Source organism: Microcoleus sp. S1D4, assembly GCF_036700765.1.
Lineage (GTDB): Bacteria > Cyanobacteriota > Cyanobacteriia > Cyanobacteriales > Microcoleaceae > Microcoleus.
Window position 1 is genome coordinate 117704 of record NZ_JAUBPP010000008.1, and the last position, 19190, is coordinate 136893.

Annotated in this window: 10 protein-coding genes; 6 read left to right on the top strand and 4 right to left on the bottom strand. The window is 44.6% G+C overall.

The window, feature by feature from the left end; translation table 11 throughout:
* Positions 1-49: 49 nt before the first annotated feature.
* Positions 50-1324: an ATP-dependent DNA ligase gene (locus QT998_RS10875; RefSeq protein ID WP_333217992.1), complete on the bottom strand. Its 1275-nt coding sequence runs from the start codon at positions 1322-1324 to the stop codon at positions 50-52.
* A gap of 355 nt (positions 1325-1679) precedes the next feature.
* Between QT998_RS10875 and QT998_RS10880 the strand changes: the two genes are divergently transcribed.
* The 5 genes from QT998_RS10880 to QT998_RS10900 all read left to right on the top strand — a co-directional run bounded on the left by QT998_RS10880 (position 1680) and on the right by QT998_RS10900 (position 14162).
* Positions 1680-1985 (top strand): glutaredoxin family protein, encoded by a 306-nt coding sequence (locus QT998_RS10880; protein ID WP_333114681.1) that lies wholly within the window; start codon positions 1680-1682, stop codon positions 1983-1985.
* Between the two features lie 276 nt (positions 1986-2261).
* Entirely contained in the window at positions 2262-3755 is a 1494-nt protein-coding gene (locus QT998_RS10885; protein ID WP_333114592.1) for a UDP-N-acetylmuramoyl-L-alanyl-D-glutamate--2,6-diaminopimelate ligase, read from the top strand.
* A gap of 259 nt (positions 3756-4014) precedes the next feature.
* Positions 4015-9498: a trifunctional serine/threonine-protein kinase/ATP-binding protein/sensor histidine kinase gene (locus tag QT998_RS10890; protein ID WP_333114594.1), complete on the top strand. Its 5484-nt coding sequence runs from the start codon at positions 4015-4017 to the stop codon at positions 9496-9498.
* 614 nt (positions 9499-10112) lie between these two features.
* Positions 10113-12860: a hybrid sensor histidine kinase/response regulator gene (locus QT998_RS10895; protein ID WP_333114596.1), complete on the top strand. Its 2748-nt coding sequence runs from the start codon at positions 10113-10115 to the stop codon at positions 12858-12860.
* Between the two features lie 18 nt (positions 12861-12878).
* Complete coding sequence (locus QT998_RS10900; RefSeq protein ID WP_333089414.1) at positions 12879-14162, top strand: hybrid sensor histidine kinase/response regulator; 1284 nt, start codon at positions 12879-12881, stop codon at positions 14160-14162.
* A 211-nt stretch (positions 14163-14373) separates the two neighbouring features.
* Here the strand turns inward: QT998_RS10900 and QT998_RS10905 are convergent, their stop codons facing one another.
* Positions 14374-15942 (bottom strand): sensor histidine kinase, encoded by a 1569-nt coding sequence (locus QT998_RS10905; RefSeq protein WP_333089413.1) that lies wholly within the window; start codon positions 15940-15942, stop codon positions 14374-14376.
* Between the two features lie 271 nt (positions 15943-16213).
* On the opposite strand from QT998_RS10905, the gene QT998_RS10910 reads away from it, so the two are divergent.
* Positions 16214-17617 carry a TldD/PmbA family protein gene (locus tag QT998_RS10910; protein WP_333089523.1) on the top strand — a complete coding sequence of 468 codons (1404 nt, stop codon included), beginning with the start codon at positions 16214-16216 and terminating at the stop codon, positions 17615-17617.
* Positions 17618-17731: 114 nt separating this feature from the next.
* On the opposite strand, the gene patX is transcribed toward QT998_RS10910, so the two are convergent.
* Both patX and coaE read right to left on the bottom strand, forming a co-directional pair.
* Positions 17732-17935, bottom strand: coding sequence for a heterocyst-inhibiting protein PatX (gene patX, locus QT998_RS10915; protein WP_333089411.1), 204 nt, complete (start codon positions 17933-17935; stop codon positions 17732-17734).
* Between the two features lie 603 nt (positions 17936-18538).
* The gene (coaE, locus tag QT998_RS10920) at positions 18539-19174 is read right to left on the bottom strand and encodes a dephospho-CoA kinase (protein WP_333089409.1); all 636 of its coding nucleotides are present in this window, start codon (positions 19172-19174) and stop codon (positions 18539-18541) included.
* Between the last annotated feature and the right edge of the window lie 16 nt (positions 19175-19190).

A 19190-nucleotide genomic window follows, 5' to 3' on the forward strand; every position in this document is an offset into this window, starting at 1 on the left:
CGGAGGCAGACATCGTTTATGTAGACGCGGTTTCAACCGCCGTCCTATTTTAACAAATTTCTAGAAATCGCGCGTGCCACAATTTGCCACTTTCCGTCAATCCCTGCGATCGCACTTTAATTTTAACTCCGCGAGGGTTAGCCTCGTAGAGTCGGGCAATTTCCTGCATTTCGCCGCTGCTAAAGCCCGTTCCCACTGTTCCGATCGGCACTAATTTGCCCCCAACTTCTTGCGCGACTTCGATCGCACTAAAGGGCCGCCCCGCAACTTTAGTCGGTGTCAACCCGACAATCAACAAATCGTATTCCTGACAGTATTTAGTCCGCACCATCGGGAACTTCTTAACATCTTTCCCGCCCACATAACAGCAGTTGTGCAAAATCCAAACTTCGCCTTCTCTGTTTTCAGATTCCTGCTGATTTGCTAATAAAAGTTTTTCTGCGGCGGTGCGATAAGTCGGTACAATTTCAAATTCTGAAGATAAACTTACCAGCAATTCACCAACTGCAACTCCGGCGGCAATTCGTTCCGATTCTGCCAACCCAGTCAAGTCTTTGCCGTGGGAAAACAAACATTTGAAAATGGCATAAACGGCGGTTGGTTGAACGGTTGGAAAACCGCTTTCAATATTAACTGTAGCAGCTTGTGCGCCCGTGCGGTGTTCGCTGCCGATACAGCTTTTGTAATACAGTTCGCCGTCTAAAACAAAGATGCCTATTTGAGCGGCTGTGTCTGTTAATGCGCGATCGATCGCCATTGATGCTTGTTGTCGCAGGTTAGTCGATCGCGATTGATAGTATACTTTATCTGGCGTCGCCACAACCACAACTCGGTTGCCGTCCCGCTTTGGCTGTCCCCAATAATCGGGATTTTCGATGTAATAAGAACGTTCCACCGGCGCATCAACCGGCTGCATGGTGACAATCCTTCCCGGCTGCAAATTCGCAGGTAATTCGGGAACAATCGGATTGTTTGCAGTCTCTATTTTGGCAGCAGCCTTTGATTTTGCCGCAGGAGCAGCATTGGTGGTAGACTTGCTTTGAGTGTTGTTAGTCGGCTTTTCTCCAGTTTCCAACTCAAACGCTCTTTTCCAAAATCCCACCGCCATTTCCGGGTATCCTTCCGACTCCGCACACAGTGCAAAACCAATAACTTTTGCCGTACCGATGCCGCGCCCGTAATCAGCCAAATACTGCACCGCCCCCGCTTCACCGATCAAGTGCAATTCCCGCGTGACGATGCGATTGTTCCAACGTTCTCGAATATCGGCGCTAATTTTTTTAGCTGCTTTGCGCTTTGCTTCTGCGTATTCGGTGCAGTCCATACTGCCTCCTTTTTGTAGGGCTACTTCATATACTATACTAAAGCTTGATTTATTAGTCAAGGTTAAGTTGATAATTAGGATGTGTGAATAAATTTAACTCTTTCATTTGTGAAGTAGATTTATTTTTTAACCGCAGAGGCGCAGAGGGCACAGAGAAAGAGAAGAAAGAAAACGATAGGCTTGTAGTAGTGTTTTGATTGTCAATGGCGGTAATCTGTTCGCCGCCAATGCTAAGATAACTTCGATCGCACATTGCGACCAATAAAGTCGCGAGTTGTGTCTTGCTCGCGTTGGGTTCGCCAACTTGCGATCGCACCTTCGATAATTTAAGATCGAATTTAATCTTACTCTAATGATGCGATTGATTTTGTACAGCAAGCCCGGATGCCATTTATGCGAAGGGTTGCAAGAAAAACTCGAACAGATTGAAAACCTCAAATTTCAACTCGAAGTCCGAGATATTACCCAACGCGATGATTGGTTTGAAGCTTATCAGTACGAAGTTCCAGTTTTGTTTAAAGTGCAGCCCCAGCCAATAAATCCTGCTGTCGAACCTGCATTTTCCTCCGAACAACTGTTACCCCGTCCTTCTCCCCGCTGCAGTGTCGCCCAATTGGAGCAAATGTTACAGAAATATTTGCCAATAGATCCGTCACAATAATAATACGATTTACGCAAAAATTCAGGTTTTAATCCTGGCCTCGGCGTGCGCGCCGCGCACAGAATAGCTGTGTGGGGCGCGCACCGCCAAGCACTGCAAAGCCGCACCCAGACTGGCTAAAATAATTGCGTAATACCATTTTTCTAAAGATGTGGTATAGATGAAGTCTTAGCCCCCCCCCTTAGTAAGGGGGGGTTGGGGGGGGGTAATGTCTAGCGCTACTTTATGAAATTGGTATAAGTCATATTCAAAACATCCAAGTGAGGAGTTTTTTCGATGAAATTGAGAGAATTATTAGCAGCACTTCCCGGCATTTCCTTTGACACCCAACATCTAGCCCTCGATGCAGAAGTCAAGGGTTTATCGACTAATTCCCACGCTTGTGGGGCGGGAGATTTGTTTTTGGGAATGCCGGGAACTCGCGTAGATGGGGGAGATTTTTGGCAAAGCGCGATCGCCAGCGGTGCAATTGCCGCCATAATTTCCACCCAAGCAGCCGAGAAAACACCACCCAAAGACGGGAGTACCTGCGTCATCGCAGCAGCCGATATGTCTCAAGTTTGCGGTCAAATAGCAACCGCATTTTATGGCAATCCAGCTAACAAATTAAAACTTGTCGGCGTTACCGGTACCAACGGCAAAACTACCACAACTCATTTAATCGAATTTTTGCTCAATCAAATGCAGTTGCCAACCGCGATTTTTGGCACGCTTTACACTCGCTGGCCCGGTTTCCAACAAACTGCACTTTACACCACACCTTTTGCGGTTGACCTGCAAAAACAACTAGCAGAATCTGTCGCCGCCGGATGTAAATACGGCGTGATGGAAGTCAGTTCCCACGCTTTAGCGCAGCAGCGAGTTTTGGGCTGTACTTTTGAAGTTGCTGTGTTTACAAACTTGACTCAAGACCATCTCGATTATCACCGCGATATGGAGGATTATTTTGAGGCAAAATCTCTGTTGTTCGGTTCCGATTATCTCAAAAATCGCGCCGTAATTAATATTGACGATGCCTACGGACGGCGAATTGTTGAAAGTTTAAAATCGGAGAAAATTTGGAGTTACAGCACAACCGACAAAACGGCTGATTTGTATGCTTCAGATTTACAATATCAGCCCGACGGAGTTAAGGGAATGCTGCACACTCCCAAGGGCAAAACTCCTTTTGTTTTGCCTTTAGTCGGTCAGTTCAATTTATCAAATATGTTGGCTGCTGTCGGCGCTGTTTTAGAATTGGGTTTAGATTTGTCCGCAATTGTGGAGAAATTATCTCAGTTTTCGGGAGTTCCGGGACGGATGGAACGGGTGCAAATTAGTCCCGATCAAGATATTAGCGTTATTGTTGATTACGCGCACACTCCTGATAGTTTGGAGAACTTGTTGAAGGCTTCGCGGCCGTTTATTCCCGGTAAAATGATTTGTGTGTTTGGTTGCGGTGGCGATCGCGATCGCACGAAACGCCCGATCATGGGTAAAATCGTGGCAGAATTGGCCGACTTAGCCGTTGTTACTTCCGACAATCCGCGTACCGAAAATCCCGATCGCATTTTGGAAGATGTTCTCGCAGGTATCCCCGCCACCGTAAAGCCGGTCGTCATGGGCGATCGCGCCGCAGCAATTCGCACTGCTATTATGGACGCTAAACCGGGAGATGGCGTGCTAATTGCCGGAAAAGGACACGAAGATTATCAGATTTTGGGCACCGAAAAAGTCCATTTTGACGATCGAGAACAAGCGCGAGATGCCTTAAAAGCCCGAATGAATTAATTATACCATTTCCTAAAGATACGCTATAGATGAAGTCTTAGCCCCTCCGATGCTTTGGGGGGGTTTGGATAATATCTAGCGCTACTTTATGAAATTGATATTAGGTTAACGATTAACGATTAACCGTTAACCGTTAACCGTTAGCTGCTGGCTAGTTGTGAAAATTCTTCTATTTTTGAGTATTTATACTATACTCAAATCAGATTTGCACTATTATAATAGTAACGGTAAATATTTTACCAAAAAAATAACTATCGCTATGATCGAACTAACAGGGTATCAAATTCTCGATCGCATTTACTCAGGGACTCGCACTCTAGTCGATCGCGGAACTCGCCTCCGGGACAAAAAAAAAGTCATCATCAAAGTCTTGCGGAACCAGTATCCCAGCTTCAGCGAACTATTGCAATTTCGCAATCAGTATACCATTGCCAAAAACCTCCACTTGCCCGGAATCATCGACACCTACAGCTTAGAATCCTACCAAAACAGCTATGCGCTAGTAATGGAAGACTTCGGTGGAATTTCTCTGAAGAAATGGATGGAACAAGGGGAAAATGCGCCGACATTGATCGAGTTTTTGCAAGTGGCGATCGACATTAGCAATACATTGAATTTACTTTACTGCCACCGGATAATTCACAAAGATATTAAACCAGCCAATATTTTAATTAATTCCCACACAAAACAAGTCAAACTCATTGACTTTAGCATCGCATCTTTGCTCCCGCGAGATACTCAAACTCTGATGAGTCCCAACTTATTGGAAGGCACACTAGGCTATTTGTCTCCCGAACAAACAGGCAGGATGAATCGCGGCGTTGACTACCGCACAGATTTCTACTCTTTGGGCGTGACTTTTTACGAATTGCTAGCAGGACAATTGCCATTTCAATCTCACGATCCGATGGAATTGGTACACTCCCATCTTGCCAAACAACCGCCATCACTGTCTGAAATTAATCCAGAAATTCCGGCGGTACTCTCGGCAATTGTCAGCAAATTGATGGCAAAGAATGCTGAAGACCGCTATCAGAGCGCATTAGGATTAAAGCATGACCTAGAAAAATGTCTGTCTCAGTGGCAAAAAACAGGAAAGATCGTTTTGTTTGAATTGGGAGAACGAGATCTGAGCGATCGCTTTACCATTCCTGAAAAATTATACGGTCGCCAAACGGAAGTAGAAACCCTACTCAAGGCCTTTGACCGCGTAGCGAACCCCCTTTCATCCCCCCTTACCAAGGGGGGACACAGGGGTGGCGAAATGATGCTAGTCGCTGGATTTTCCGGCATTGGAAAAACCGCCGTTGTTAACGAAGTCCACAAACCCATTGTCGGAGCGCGCGGCTATTTCATCAAAGGCAAATTCGACCAATTTAACCGCAATATTCCCTTCTCGGCTTTTGTGCAAGCATTTCGAGATTTAATGGGACAATTGCTGAGCGAAAGTGATGCTCAGTTGCAGGTTTGGAAAATGCAGATTCTGGAAGCTGTTGGGGAAAATGGACAAGTAATTATTGAAGTGATTCCCGAATTAGAACGGATTATTAGTCCTCAGCCCCCAGCGGTGGAACTGTCGGGAACATCTGCTCAGAATCGCTTCAACTTACTATTTCAAAAGTTTATCCAAGTTTTTACAACCCAAGAGCATCCTCTGGTAATATTTTTGGACGATTTGCAATGGGCTGATGCGGCATCTCTTAAGTTGCTGCAACTTTTGATGGTTGAATCTACAGCAGGCTACTTGTTAGTGATAGGTGCTTATCGGGATAACGAAGTGTTTGCAGCGCACCCGTTGATGCTGACTTTGGAAGCGATCGCCCAAAGCGACTCGATAGTTAATACAATTACGTTACAACCCCTGAGTCATGCCAGCCTGAATCAGTTGGTAGCTAATACGCTGAATTGCTCGACTGCATTAGCGCAACCACTCACGGATTTGGTATTTCAAAAAACCCAAGGTAATCCCTTTTTTGCTACCCAATTTCTGAAAGCTCTGCATCAAGATTGCCTCATTAACTTTGATGCTCAATTAGGGCATTGGGAATGCGATATCGCCAAAGTGCGATCGGCCGCATTGACCGATGATGTCGTGGAATTCATGGCGTTGCAGTTACAGAAACTACCAACAGCGACCCAAACTATCCTCCAACTAGCAGCTTGTATTGGCAACTCTTTTGATTTGTCTACTTTGGCGATCGTTTCAGAGCAAACAGAAGCCGAGGCTGCCACTCACCTATGGAAAGCCTTGCAAGAAGGGCTGATTCTACCCCAAAATGAAGTTTATAAGTTTTATTTAGGAACAGTTCAGACAACCGATACTACTCATGAATCCGTAGTATATCGATTTTTACACGATCGGATTCAGCAAGCTGCCTATTCCCTGATTCCAGAATCACATAAAAAAGCCACACATTTAAAAATTGGTCAGCTTTTGTTGACAAAAACACCTCAGTCAACCCAGAAAGACAATATTTTTGATATTGTTAATCAACTCAATATGGGTGTTGAAATAATAACAGATTCAGAGCAATTAAATCATCTCGTCTCACTAAATCTACTGGCAGGAAAGAAAGCCAAAGCTGCTACAGCCTATGCAGATGCTGCCAGATATTTAAATATTAGTTGGGCATTACTAGAATCTGATAGTTGGCAAACTCAGTACGATTTGACCCTGGCTGTTTGTCTCGAAACAGCAGAAGCAGAATACCTGAATGGCCATTTTTATCGGCTAGACATCCTAGCTAAAAATATTTTAACTCATGCTCAAGATTTGCTCGCTCGGAGCAGTATCTATGAGCTACAAATTCAATCTTATCAGTCGCAAAGCATGATGATAAAAGCGATTGATACGGGTTTAGAAGTATTGGAAAAGTTGGGAATTAACATCGATCCCAGCATCGGCGATCGCGCGATGCCAGAATTACCACGATTTGAAGATTTAGACAAGATTCCAGAAATGACCGATCCGCAGCAACTCGCCACGTTGCGGATTCTCATGGCACTTTTTCCTTCCATTTATATCGCCAGACCCGATATGACTCGTCCCCTGATCTTAACGATAGTAAATTTTACCATTGAAGGTGGACATTCTGCATTATCAGCTTATGCTTATGTGCTCTATGGCACGATTCTCTGCGTCGAACCTGGAGGCATCGATCAAGGATATCATGCCGGAAAATTAGCATTGAAGTTGTTAGAAAAATTTCAGGAAACCGCACTTAAAGCTAGAGTTTATAATTTATTTAATGCTCTGATTCGATCGTGGAAAGAACCAGCCCAAGCTACACTACCCGCTTATATAGAAGGATGCCAAAGTGGTTTAGAGACTGGGGATTTGGAGTGGGCTAGTTATAACTCCATGCACTATTGTAAGAATCTCTTTTTAACTGGAGAGAGACTAGAAATAGTCGAGTCTAAACAAGCTCCTTACCTCGAATTACTACTCAAAAACAAGCATGATTTTGCCTTGTCTTACGCGAAAATCTGGGCGCAAGCTACCTTGAACTTACAAGGCAAATCGGCTGACAAGCTGCTATTGATTGGAGAGCATTTTGATGAATTGCACTTCCTGCCACTTTGGCAAAATACGAACAATTATATGTCCTTATTTGCGCTATGTGTTGCCAAAGCAAATATTTTATATTTATTTAAGGAATATGCGAGTGCTTTAGATTGTACTGTGCTGGCTGGCAAATACATACAAGCTGCGATCGGATCGCTCGCGAGCGGTGTTTATAATTTTTATCACTCATTGATTCTGCTCGCCGTCTACCCTCAAGCTGAACCGAGCCAGCAGAAACAATATATGCTGGCGATCGAACAGAATCAAGCAAACCTCCGAGAATGGTCTGATTGTGCTCCCCATAATTTTCTGCATAAGTATTTGTTGATTAAGGCAGAACAAGCACGAGTATTTGGGAATGTGCTTGAGGCAATAGAGTATTATGACCAAGCAATTCAAGGTGCAAAAGATACGGGATATCTTCAAGAAGAAGCCCTCGCCAACGAACTAGCGGCCGAGTTCTACCTCGGCTGGGGTAAAGAAAAATTTGCAACAGGCTATCTACAAGAAGCCTACTATTGCTATGCCCATTGGGGAGCAAAATCCAAAACAGATGACTTAAAAAAACGCTATCCCCAGCTTTTGACTGCTATCTTGCAGAACCCACAAAATCAATTGATCCTCCAGGAAACTCTGATTTCAAACAGCAATCGCTCGTCTATTTCTCATCAAACTATCCCCAGCACTCATTCTAGCAGCAGTAGCATTTCTGAGTGTCTAGATTTTGCCAGCATCCTCAAAGCTTCCCAAGCTTTATCTCGTGAAATTCAACTGGAGCAATTGATTTCTACCTTAGTGAAAATCGTCATGGAAAATGCCGGAGCAGATAAATGCGATTTAATTTTACTAAAGGATGAGAATTTAGTTATAGAAGCCACGGCTGATTTAGGCGATCGAACGACAGATAATAATTTTTGTGTAAGGCGAGAAATTCCTGTTCACTCAAGTAAAAATATCCCTCATTCTCTCATTAACTATGTTTCTCGCACTCAGGAGACTGTAGTCATTGATGATGCTGCTCAGAGTTATCTAGCCTCGGATGCTTATATTCAAAAGCAAAAGCCCAAAAGTTTATTGTGTACTCCGATCGTCAACAAAGGTCAATTAATTGGAATTCTCTATTTAGAAAATCGCTTAACCCAAGCGGTATTTACTCGCGATCGCCTGCAAGTGATCGAACTGCTGATGGCCCAAGCGGCGATCGCCTTAGAAAATGCTCAACTCTACAGCCAATTAGAGGATTATTCCTACACCCTAGAACAAAAGGTGGAAGAACGCACCCAGCAGTTACAAGAAAAAGCCACTCAACTCGAAGCCAGCCTCCAAAAACTTTACGCGACTCAATCCCAACTCATTCAAACAGAAAAGATGTCAAGTTTAGGACAGTTGGTTGCCGGAATTGCTCACGAAATCAACAATCCAGTTAACTTCATTCACGGCAATCTTAACCATGCCCATGAATATACTACATCTTTAATTGAGTTAATTGACTTATATCAAGAACTCTATCCACAAGCCCAACCAAAAATTCAAGCAAAAATCGACGAAATCGACCTAGAGTTTATCATTGAAGATTTACCGATGATCCTAGTTTCGATGACGACAGGAACCGAGCGCATTCGCCAAATAGTCGAATCTCTGCGAAACTTTTCTCGCCTTGATGAATCTGAAATTAAACCGATCGACATTCATTCAGGAATTGATAGCACTTTACTGATTTTGCAGCATCGACTCAAAGTTAGTGAAAAACATCAGGAAATCCAACTGATTAAAGACTATGGTAAAATGCCTTTAATCAACTGTTACGCATCGGCCCTCAATCAGGTGTTTATGAATATTCTCAGTAATAGCATAGACGCTTTGCGACAACAGGAGAACGGAGCTAATTTTAAGAAAAATCAGAAAAAACTGACTCTGATGCTTCAGACTTCGGTCGATCGCGATCGCAATGCAGTGATTCGTATCGCAGACAATGGTATAGGGATAGAACCGTCGGCGCTCAATAAGATATTTGAACCGTTTTTTACCACAAAACCTGTGGGCAAGGGTACGGGCTTAGGGCTCTCAGTCAGCTATGCGATTATTGTCGAGAAGCATGGAGGTAAGATCGAAGTTAATTCAACGCTTGGAGAAGGAACAGAATTTACGATCGTCATTCCTATTTATAAAAAAAGTTAGTAAATAATTTGGCGTTGCTGAGTTAGAATATGAACAGCTAAATATACAAAGCCCAAAACTATTATTTACAAAAATTCTGGATTTTTGTACGGTTACTTTTGAGTTCGTGTCCGGTCGATTGACCGATTTAATTCAGGTTCGTAGTGCGGACTTTAGTCCGCAGTCATCATTCGTATTCCTACTTGAGGGCTTGATGAATAGAATTAGAAGCTATGACTGCCAAGGATTTCAAGATTTTTAAAGATAAAAAAGTGTAAGGTTATGACCTTTGTCGGCTCAAAATCCTTGGATTTCGGTGGAAAATTGTGGAGTAAATTTGGGAACCCATCTCCGAATCTCCCATTTTTCAAGCTGTTTGGCACCTAGATTCGATTTGTGGACTTTTTCAGTAAGCCCTAGATAAGACTAGGGTTGAAACCGCCTAAGAGTCAAACCTAGGCGTTAGCCCTATTCTGGGTAGTTCTCTCCTAGCAAAAGTGTCAAGAATCTGGAAATAGACGATCGCACAGGTTGGCTTGTGACCTAAATTACAGCGTTGCCATCAAAATCTGTCTTAAAAAATATTAAATAGACTATATTTTTATCTAATTTAACTTTTGGGAAGGAATGCCGATATGTCCGCCGACGCAAAAACACATAACGATCGCGCCTTTATCCATCGTTTACCCCTACAAGCGTTACTAATAGTTCCGTTCGTGTTGCAAATCTTTGGCGCAGTGGGACTGACTGGCTATCTGTCGCTGCGAAATGGACAACGGGCGGTTAATGACGTAGCAACGCAGTTACGCAACGAAATTACGTTACGTGTTAATCAAAATTTACAAACTTATCTAAAAGCTCCACAGCAGGCAAACCAAATTAACCAAGATGCCATTAATGCTGGATGGCTCAAAACAACTTCCTTAAAAGACTGGCAGCGACACCTCTTCGCTCAAACTCAGGTATTTGATTCAATTGATTCCATTGGAATTCTCAACGAGGAACGAGAATTTATTACGGTATCTCGACACGAAGGCGATCGCCCCACTTTATTTATTTACGATCGATCGACTGATTTTGCATTTTCGACCTACAGCTTGGACGAAAAAGGCGATCGCATCACTTTGTTGAAGCGCACCGAAAATGTTGACTTCCGCCCTGAGCCTTGGTATCGGCAAGCTAAAAGCACAGATAAACCTTACTGGACGAATGTGATTAAACATAAAGATCAGCCAAAGCTGATCTTTCTGAATGTGCATCCTATATATAATCAAACTAAACAATTTCAAGGAATCCTGATCGCTAGACTAACCCTATCGACTGTCGGAGATTTTCTGCAAAAGCTCGATGTTGGTCAACAGGGGAGAATCTTCATCATTGAACGAACTGGTAAATTGCTTGCGACCTCAACTAATGAATCGCTGTTTCGCGATCGGCAAGGTAAACTAGAACGAGTTGCCGCAGCCGATAGCAATGACTTGCTTACAAAAGCTGCCACCCAGTATTTAATTCGTAAATTTGGTAATCTGAGTCAAATCAACTCCTCTCAAATCTTGGACTTCGATCTCAAAGGTGCTAGGCAGTTTGTGCAAGTTTCTCCATTTCAAGAAAAACCAGGGCTTGACTGGCTGACTGTGGTGGCAATCCCTGAATCAGAATTCATGGCACAAATCAATGCCAATACTCGTACTACCATCTTGCTGTGTATTGCCGCCTTACTATTAGCTATAGCTTTAGGAATTTACACTTCTCGCTGGATTTCGCTTCCCATTTTCCGTTTTAGTCAAGCATCAAAAGCAATTGCAGAAGGCAACTTAGAACAAACAGTTCAACTCTCGAATGTAAGAGAATTAAGAATATTAGCTAAGTCATTTAATCGTATGTCTCAACAGTTGCGTGATTCATTTACAGCCCTTGAAAATACCAATCAAGAACTCGAATATCGAGTAGAAAAGCGCACAACTGAGTTACAAATGGCTAAGGAATCTGCCGATAACGCCAACCAAGCCAAAAGCGAATTTCTCGCCAACATGAGCCACGAACTCCGCACCCCCCTCAACGGCATCCTCGGCTATGCTCAGATCTTGCAACGCAGCGAATCCCTCACCTCCAAAGAGAATAACGGCGTTGACATCATTTACCAGTGCGGCTCCCACCTTCTCACCCTGATTAACGATATCCTTGACCTATCTAAAATCGAAGCCCGCAAATTAGAACTCTATCCCGCGTCATTCTACTTCCCTTCCTTTCTCCAAAGCGTTGTAGAAATCAACTCTATTCGGGCAGAACAAAAAGGAATTAGCTTCGACTTCCTTCCAGATGCCAACTTACCTATCGGAGTCATTGCCGATGAAAAGCGTTTGCGTCAGGTATTAGTTAACTTGTTGGGCAATGCCATTAAATTCACAGAACAGGGTAAAGTGACATTCAGAGTAGAGATACTCGATATAATAGATGAGGGAAAGAAGACACATATTCGCTTTACGATCGCAGATACCGGCGTAGGCATGACCCCCAAACAAGTCGAAAAAATCTTCCTACCATTTGAACAGGTAGGTAATATCAATAAACAATCAGAAGGTACTGGATTAGGACTAGCAATTAGCCATAAAATTGTCTCCTTGATGGATAGTGAAATTCAGGTACAGAGCATTGCAGGCGAAGGTAGCACCTTTTCCTTTGAGCTGAAATTGCCCGAAGCTAAGGATTGGGCGGAGTCTTTGCTGGTGGTGCAACAAGCGGCGATTGTCGGCTATGCAGGAGAACGGCGTAAAATTTTATTGATCGATGACCGCTGGGAAAATCGTTCGGTGTTGCTCAATCTTTTAGAACCGATTGGTTTTAAAATTATTGAAGCTAGCAACGGACTCGAAGGACTAGAACAAGTTTTACAGACAGCGCCGGATTTGATTATTACCGATTTGGCAATGCCCGTAATGGATGGGTTTGAATTTGTGAAGAAGTTGCGATCGCAACCAGAACTACAACATCACATCGTGCTGGTTTCTTCCGCCAGTGTCTTTGAGATCGATCGCCACAATAGTATTAAAGCAGGTGGCAATGATTTCTTGCCCAAACCCATCCAAGCTGAAACGTTGCTAGAACAAATACAAAAATATTTAAAGTTGGATTGGCTATACAAGGATCAAAAAGGCGATCGGCTAAATGAGTATGGTGTCGCTCAAGAAATTAAGCCACCCTCTCACGCCATCTTGACCCAACTTTCGGAACTGGCCAAAGCCGGCGATCTAGATGGAGTAATAGAAGTCGCCCAGCAAATCCCAGATGGGGATAATGTCGCTTTTGTCCGAGAAGTCATCCAGATTACTGAAGCGTTCGAGATCAAAAAACTGCGGGCATTTATTCAGCAATATCTCGCTTAATTAAAAGGAATATAAACTATGGTTGACTCAACCGATCCCTTTATTTTGATTGTAGATGACAATGCAACTAACTTGTCTGTCCTCTCCAAAACCTTAAAATCAGCAAATTACAAAGTTCGCATGGCAGTGGATGGCGAAGATGCCCTAGCTATGGTAGCCTATGCTCATCCAGAACTAATTTTACTCGATGTGCAAATGCCCAAAATGGATGGTTTTGAAGCCTGCCGCCGCCTCCAAGCAAACCCCGCCACTAAAGGTATCCCAGTAATTTTCATGACGGCTTTAACAGATACGGAGAATAAAATCGAAGGCTTGTCCTTGGGGGCGGTAGACTACATCACCAAACCTTTTGAAGCCCAGGAAGTATTAGCAAGGGTGAAAATTCACTGGCGCTTAAAGCAACTCACCGGCACCTTAGAACAACGAGTGGCAGAACGTACTCATGACTTGCAGAATGCTCAATTGCAATTGGTGCAGCAAGAAAAACTCTCCACTCTGGGACAACTGGTGGCGGGGGTTGCCCACGAAATCAACAATCCCATTGCTTGTGTGGTGGGTAATGTCAATGCTGTGGAAGATAGCATCAATGATTTATTTAGTTTAATTGATTTGTATCGCCGTCAATTTCCCCAACCAGGTGCAGAAATTACTGCAGAACTAGAGAAGATAGAGCTAGAATATTTGAGGGAAGATTTACCGAATTTAATCCGAGCCATGAAGGATGGGGGCGATCGCATTGTATCTATTAGTAAAAGCCTCTGCACTTTCTCCCGCGCCCACAGCGACCAAAAGCAGATTTTCAACATCCATGAAGGGATTGATAGCACTATTCTAATTCTGCGCCATCGCCTCAAGGCAAATAATCTGCGTCCAGCCATTGAAGTGATTACTAACTACGGTGATGTGCCAGCGATTAATTGTTTTTCCGATCAATTAAATCAAGTGTTTATGAATATTATCGCTAACGCGATCGATGCTTTGGATGCAGGGTGCGTTGGACGAACCTTTGCCGAATTAGAAACCGAACCTAGGCGAATTATGATTTTTACTGAAATGTCGATCGACCTTTCAACCGTAGTAATTCGGATCGAAGATAACGGCCTGGGTATGTCCGATTCAGTAAAATTGCGGATATTCGACTACCTGTTTACTACAAAAGAGGTTGGGAAAGGAACGGGATTGGGATTGGCGATCGCCCGTCAGATTGTAGAAGAAAAACATGGGGGTAAACTGAGTTGTATTTCGACACTTGGAGAAGGAACTGAGTTTGTTATTGAGATTTTTATTGATTCCAACTCTTGATTTTTAAATAAGGTTTGTAGTGAGGAATTTAGTCCTATGATTTATGCGGACTAAAGTCTTCACTACGAACCTATTTGGGACTCTAATCCTATGATTTATGCGGACTAAAGTCCTTACTACAAACCTATTTGAGACTCTAATCTTATGATTTATGCGGACTAAAGTCCTCACTACGAACCTATTTTATTTTGTTCTAGAGGGTGTAATATGACTATTGCAGTGGCAAAAATACGGTCATCACCTCGCCTTTTTGCGGCCGCTGGCGTATTACTAATTTCCCGCCTGCTGCTCGAAATAAATTCTTAGTGACGCTCAAATTTAAACTCAAACTTCCAGTCTCCGGCTGCACCATTAACAAAGGCCCGATCGATCGCAAAGGAGCATTCGCTGAAGCTGCAAAAGTCGATGCGCTATTACCTTCAGGTAGGTGCTCCGATTCTAACTGCAACTTTAACTGATCGCCCGCCAAAGTCACCTCCACCTGAATGCGACTCCCCGATGGCAAAGTTCGAGTAAAATTCTCAATCAAATTAGTCAAAACCTGATCCAACATCGTCGGATCGCTGACTACCGCTGGCAATTTTTTCGGTATAATCACATCTAAAGTGTGATTGCGCTGACTTGCCTGTTTTTGCCAGCGCGGAATGCTGTTTTGCAGCACTTCACCGAGGGACATCGCGGTTAGCTGCATCCCAGAATTTTTAGCTTGGGACATTTCCAATTCCACGGCGCGGAAAATTAAACCGAAGCGATCGATCTGAGCGGTACACTCAGCATCAATCATTTCCAAACGCTTCACCACCACCGGTTCGAGTTTGGGACGTTTCAGCAGCAGCCGAGTCAGGGTGCGAATGGTGGCCAAAGGAGTGCGGACTTCGTGAGCGATCGCCTGTAGCAATTCTACCTCTTTGGTAGCATGAGGCAGATGAGACTTACAATTGATATTTTGCTGCCTTTTCAAGCTATCATCAACTCTTTCGTTTTTTCCCCTCGCCACTTCGTCTTTCCCAACGGGCAAATTATGCAGCAGCAAGCGGGTGAACTGCGCGACTATTTGATAGTTTGGAGCTACAGGCAAAAACTGCTGGAACTGCGCGTCTAATTTCGTAGAATTATGAGTTAATTGGCTGACTGGCAAATTGATACCGCCGTCAGAATTGGCAAGCAAACAATCGCTTTCAGTCACCCTGCGCCGCAAAACTTCCCAAGCTTTGGCGGCTATTTGCGGGTCGAAAGAAAATAGAAAAGCCGGAATTCCCGCCGAATTTTCACCCAAAACCATCACCAGACTAAAAGTAGCAGTTAAAACCAAACAAAACTGCTCGTTTGCTAAAGGATCGCCGATCGCCAAAGCTAAAGCCGGGGCCGCCTCCGGTACAGATATTTGCTGCTCCGCCGCCGGTAGCAAAGCTAAAGTTTGTCTAGCACGAAAAGACCACAAACCTGCATCGTTGTCGGGAATACTGGTAAAAATCCAATTAGCAAAACCGGAAATGACAGCGGGCTCTGTCAAAACCGAAGACGGCCCGGACAAAACCAATCCCTGACAAGAATTGGGATTTGGGGAGAGACAGTGTTTTTGTTGTTGGGCGAGCATTTGATTCAAAGTTGCGATCGCCCCGTACCATTCCCGCTCAGCCTTCTGTCTAGCAGCCGCACGACTCCCAGGACACTTCGGGCGGCCGTTTTGGGCGATCGACCTCGGATCGGGACTGAGGTCATTTTCAGAGCCAGAGGAGACTAAAATTTCGCTGATTGTTGGTAGAAAGTAAGTATTCACAGTAGTTATAAGCCCACCTTCACAGACGTGAAGAATGAAGTATTTATTTATAGGAATGTTTAGGAGCGAGAATTTAAGCAGCAGTAGGACGGAAACAACCAGCCTAATTTCTTGCGTCTTGCCCCTAACCCACAGGATATCTATATTTGTCAACTAACGATATTGGCAGAACCGTACCAATAAGTCGCAATCTCCGCGCTTCCGGCGATATTTTGGACGATCGCCCTAACAAAAGTGCAAAATGGATGCAGTCAAACACCCTGCTTTCCTTATGCCCACCTCGATCGCCGACTCCAAAAATCTGCTGTCAGACTTAATGGCACGCTACTGCAACCAAGTAGATTATCTAGCAATTCGACTCGAAGAAGCCGAAGGAACCGACATCCTGCTGCGGGGCGAAAAAATTGAAACCCTCAGCGAAGGAATCTCCATAGGAGGCCAAGTCCGAGCTTGTCACAAAGGCGGCTGGGGCTTTGCCAGTTTTAACCGACTTTCCACCCTCGCCGAAAGAATCGAAGAAGCCATCGCCGCGGCCAAACTGATCGGCGAAGAAGAAACAATTCTCGCGCCAGTAACGCCCGTACAGGACATTTGCTTCCTGCCACTGACAGGAACAGACCCCCGTCTGGTGCCCTTAATTGACAAAAAACAATTGTGCGATCGCTACGCCGCAATTCTCCGCAGCATAGACCCCCGCATTGCCACCATCTCCGTGCGCTACGGCGACAGCACTCAGCGCATCATCCTCGCCACCTCCGAAGGCACCATGCTCGAACAAGGTTGGGCAGACATGGAAATGCGCTTTGCCGCCACAGCCCGCAGCGGGGAAACCGTACAAACAGGCCGGGAAACCACCGGTTCCCGCAAAGCTTACGAAGATTTAATGGAACTTGAAACCCAAGTTCGCAGCGCCGCCCAGCGCGCCGTAGACTCTCTAGCCTTACCCCCCGTCCAAGGCAACACCTACACCGTCGTCATTGACCCGATTTTGACCGGATTATTCGTCCACGAAGCCTTCGGACACCTTTCCGAAGCCGACATGGCCTACGAAAACCCCGACATTTTGGAAGTGATGACCCTCGGCCGCCAGTTCGGCCCGAAAAACTTGCAAATTTTCGACGGTGCCGCCCCGGAGGGACACCGAGGCAGCTATTACTACGACGATGAAGGCACTCCGGCGACTACTACTCAGTTAATTAAAGACGGCGCATTAGTCGGGCGGCTGCACTCGCGGGAAACAGCGGGTAAGTTGGGAGAAACGCCTACCGGTAATGCTCGGTGTTTGAATTATCATTATCCGCCGATCGTCCGCATGACTAATACTTGGATCGAAAGAGGCGATACGCCGGTGCCGGACTTATTTTCTGGGATCGAAGAAGGAGTTTATGCGCGCAATTGGCAAGGTGGGATGACTAACGGCGAAATGTTTACTTTCAGTGCTGGGGAAGCTTGGATGATCCGCGACGGAAAACTCGACAATCCGGTGCGGGATGTGACTCTTTCGGGTAATGTTTTCAGCACTTTAGCCGATATTGAGGCGATCGGGGACGATTTCTACTGGGATGAATCCGGCGGCTGCGGCAAGGGAGGACAAAGCGGTTTACCCGTGGGCTGCGGCGGCCCTAGTTTGCGGATTCGCGACGTGGTTGTGGGCGGCGAAGCTGCCCCAGAGTAAAGCATCAAAATAAAAAATCAAGGTAAAGCCGAAGATTCCTACTCGCGCTTTACCTTGATTTTTGTTACCTGCCGTCCGATTTTCTTTTGACCAAAAATATCCATTTTTGCGGATTTATCTCCCGCCTCCTCGTTCTGGTGGCGTATCTTTATCGTTATCTGCGTAAAAGATCTGAGTGTCGGCTAGAGCGGTTAAAATTTCCGAAGCAGAGTTGTCTTGAGAGAAAAAGGTCGATCGAGCTTCTAAGCTTTGAGCGTTAACTGCAGTGGCGCTCAGTAACAGGCTTGACATCATAATGGAAGAGTAAACGCGGATCATAAAATTGGGTGTTTGTATTTTCCACTTCTTGATACGCACCCTCTACTCTGATATCAGGGTAAAATTTGGAATTGCGGCGAAATTATCAGTTCGTAATTGACGGCACTTGCGATTTTTTTGAGTTTTCCTCAAAAGGGGGTAAAACCCCTCATTTAACTCGCTGATGCACTCGTAAGTTCGAGTTTTAGTCCAATTGCTCGATCGCAAAAGTATTAAATGTTTGGTTTTTTTTAAATCCTCTTGAAACAAGCAAACAAACACCGCAAATTGTAACTTTTTATTAAAATTCAGATTAAGTTCATAATTTATTGATCGGGAATTTTTCGGCAACAATGGGTCACGATTAATAATCGGTAAAGGTGATTGCATAAATTTGCGATCGCGAAACCGCAGATGTCAGGCAGATAAACACAGATAAACGCAGATAAATTTATTTTGTAGCAGATGCCTAAATCTCTAATCTCTAATCTCTAATCGACTCAGGATCGAAAACTTAATAAGTTAAACAGCTCCTACAGTCTTCTCTCCTGTAAGTTGCTTTCCTCAAAGGAGGCAGAGCCTCCCGATCTGCATTACCAGGCAGAGCCTGGTAACGAGCAATCTCTAATCTCTAATCTCTACTCGACTCAGTTGTTTGTCTACTTGTAAAAATAGCGAGTCGAGGGTTGAGGAGTTATCCAAAACAACATCGGCTTGTTGGCACTTTTGAGCTAGCGGCATCTGAGCCTTAATCCGGGCATTCGCCCGATCGCAATTCAAGCCATCTCGCTGCATTAACCGCTCTAACTGCACTTCGGGCGAACAGTACACCACCCAAATTTCGGTACACAAATCTGTCATGTTAGCTTCAAACAACAGCGGCACTGCCAAAACTACTGTCAATGTATTTGGTGATACCGGATTATGTGAAGCAATGCAGTTTTGAGTTGCTTCCACAAATCGGCGGCGTACATAAGGGTGAATCTGTTGTTCCAACCACTGCCGTTCGGCTGCGTTACAAAAAATAATATTTCCTAACTCTGGGCGATTTAAATTGCCGTCGGAAAACAAAATACTAGCGCCGTATCGTTCTACAATAGAGTCAAGTATTGGCGAACCGGGTTGCACGGCTTCGCGGGCATAAATATCGGCATCTAAAATCGGAAATCCACAGGCATCTGCCAGATAATTAGATATAGCGGTTTTTCCGGTGGCGATGCCCCCTGTCAAACCGATCGCGCGGACAACTCGATCGCTCATAATTTTCTCTTTGTTT

Excerpts from the sequence above, each read along its gene's own strand:
- QT998_RS10875 (WP_333217992.1), bottom strand. The coding sequence starts at position 1,324 with ATGGACTGCACCGAATACGCAGAAGCAAAGCGCAAAGCAGCTAAAAAA.
- QT998_RS10880 (WP_333114681.1), top strand. The coding sequence starts at position 1,680 with ATGCGATTGATTTTGTACAGCAAGCCCGGATGCCATTTATGCGAAGGG.
- QT998_RS10885 (WP_333114592.1), top strand. The coding sequence starts at position 2,262 with ATGAAATTGAGAGAATTATTAGCAGCACTTCCCGGCATTTCCTTTGAC.
- QT998_RS10890 (WP_333114594.1), top strand. The coding sequence starts at position 4,015 with ATGATCGAACTAACAGGGTATCAAATTCTCGATCGCATTTACTCAGGG.
- QT998_RS10895 (WP_333114596.1), top strand. The coding sequence starts at position 10,113 with ATGTCCGCCGACGCAAAAACACATAACGATCGCGCCTTTATCCATCGT.
- QT998_RS10900 (WP_333089414.1), top strand. The coding sequence starts at position 12,879 with ATGGTTGACTCAACCGATCCCTTTATTTTGATTGTAGATGACAATGCA.
- QT998_RS10910 (WP_333089523.1), top strand. The coding sequence starts at position 16,214 with ATGCCCACCTCGATCGCCGACTCCAAAAATCTGCTGTCAGACTTAATG.
- patX (WP_333089411.1), bottom strand. The coding sequence starts at position 17,935 with ATGATCCGCGTTTACTCTTCCATTATGATGTCAAGCCTGTTACTGAGC.
- coaE (WP_333089409.1), bottom strand. The coding sequence starts at position 19,174 with ATGAGCGATCGAGTTGTCCGCGCGATCGGTTTGACAGGGGGCATCGCC.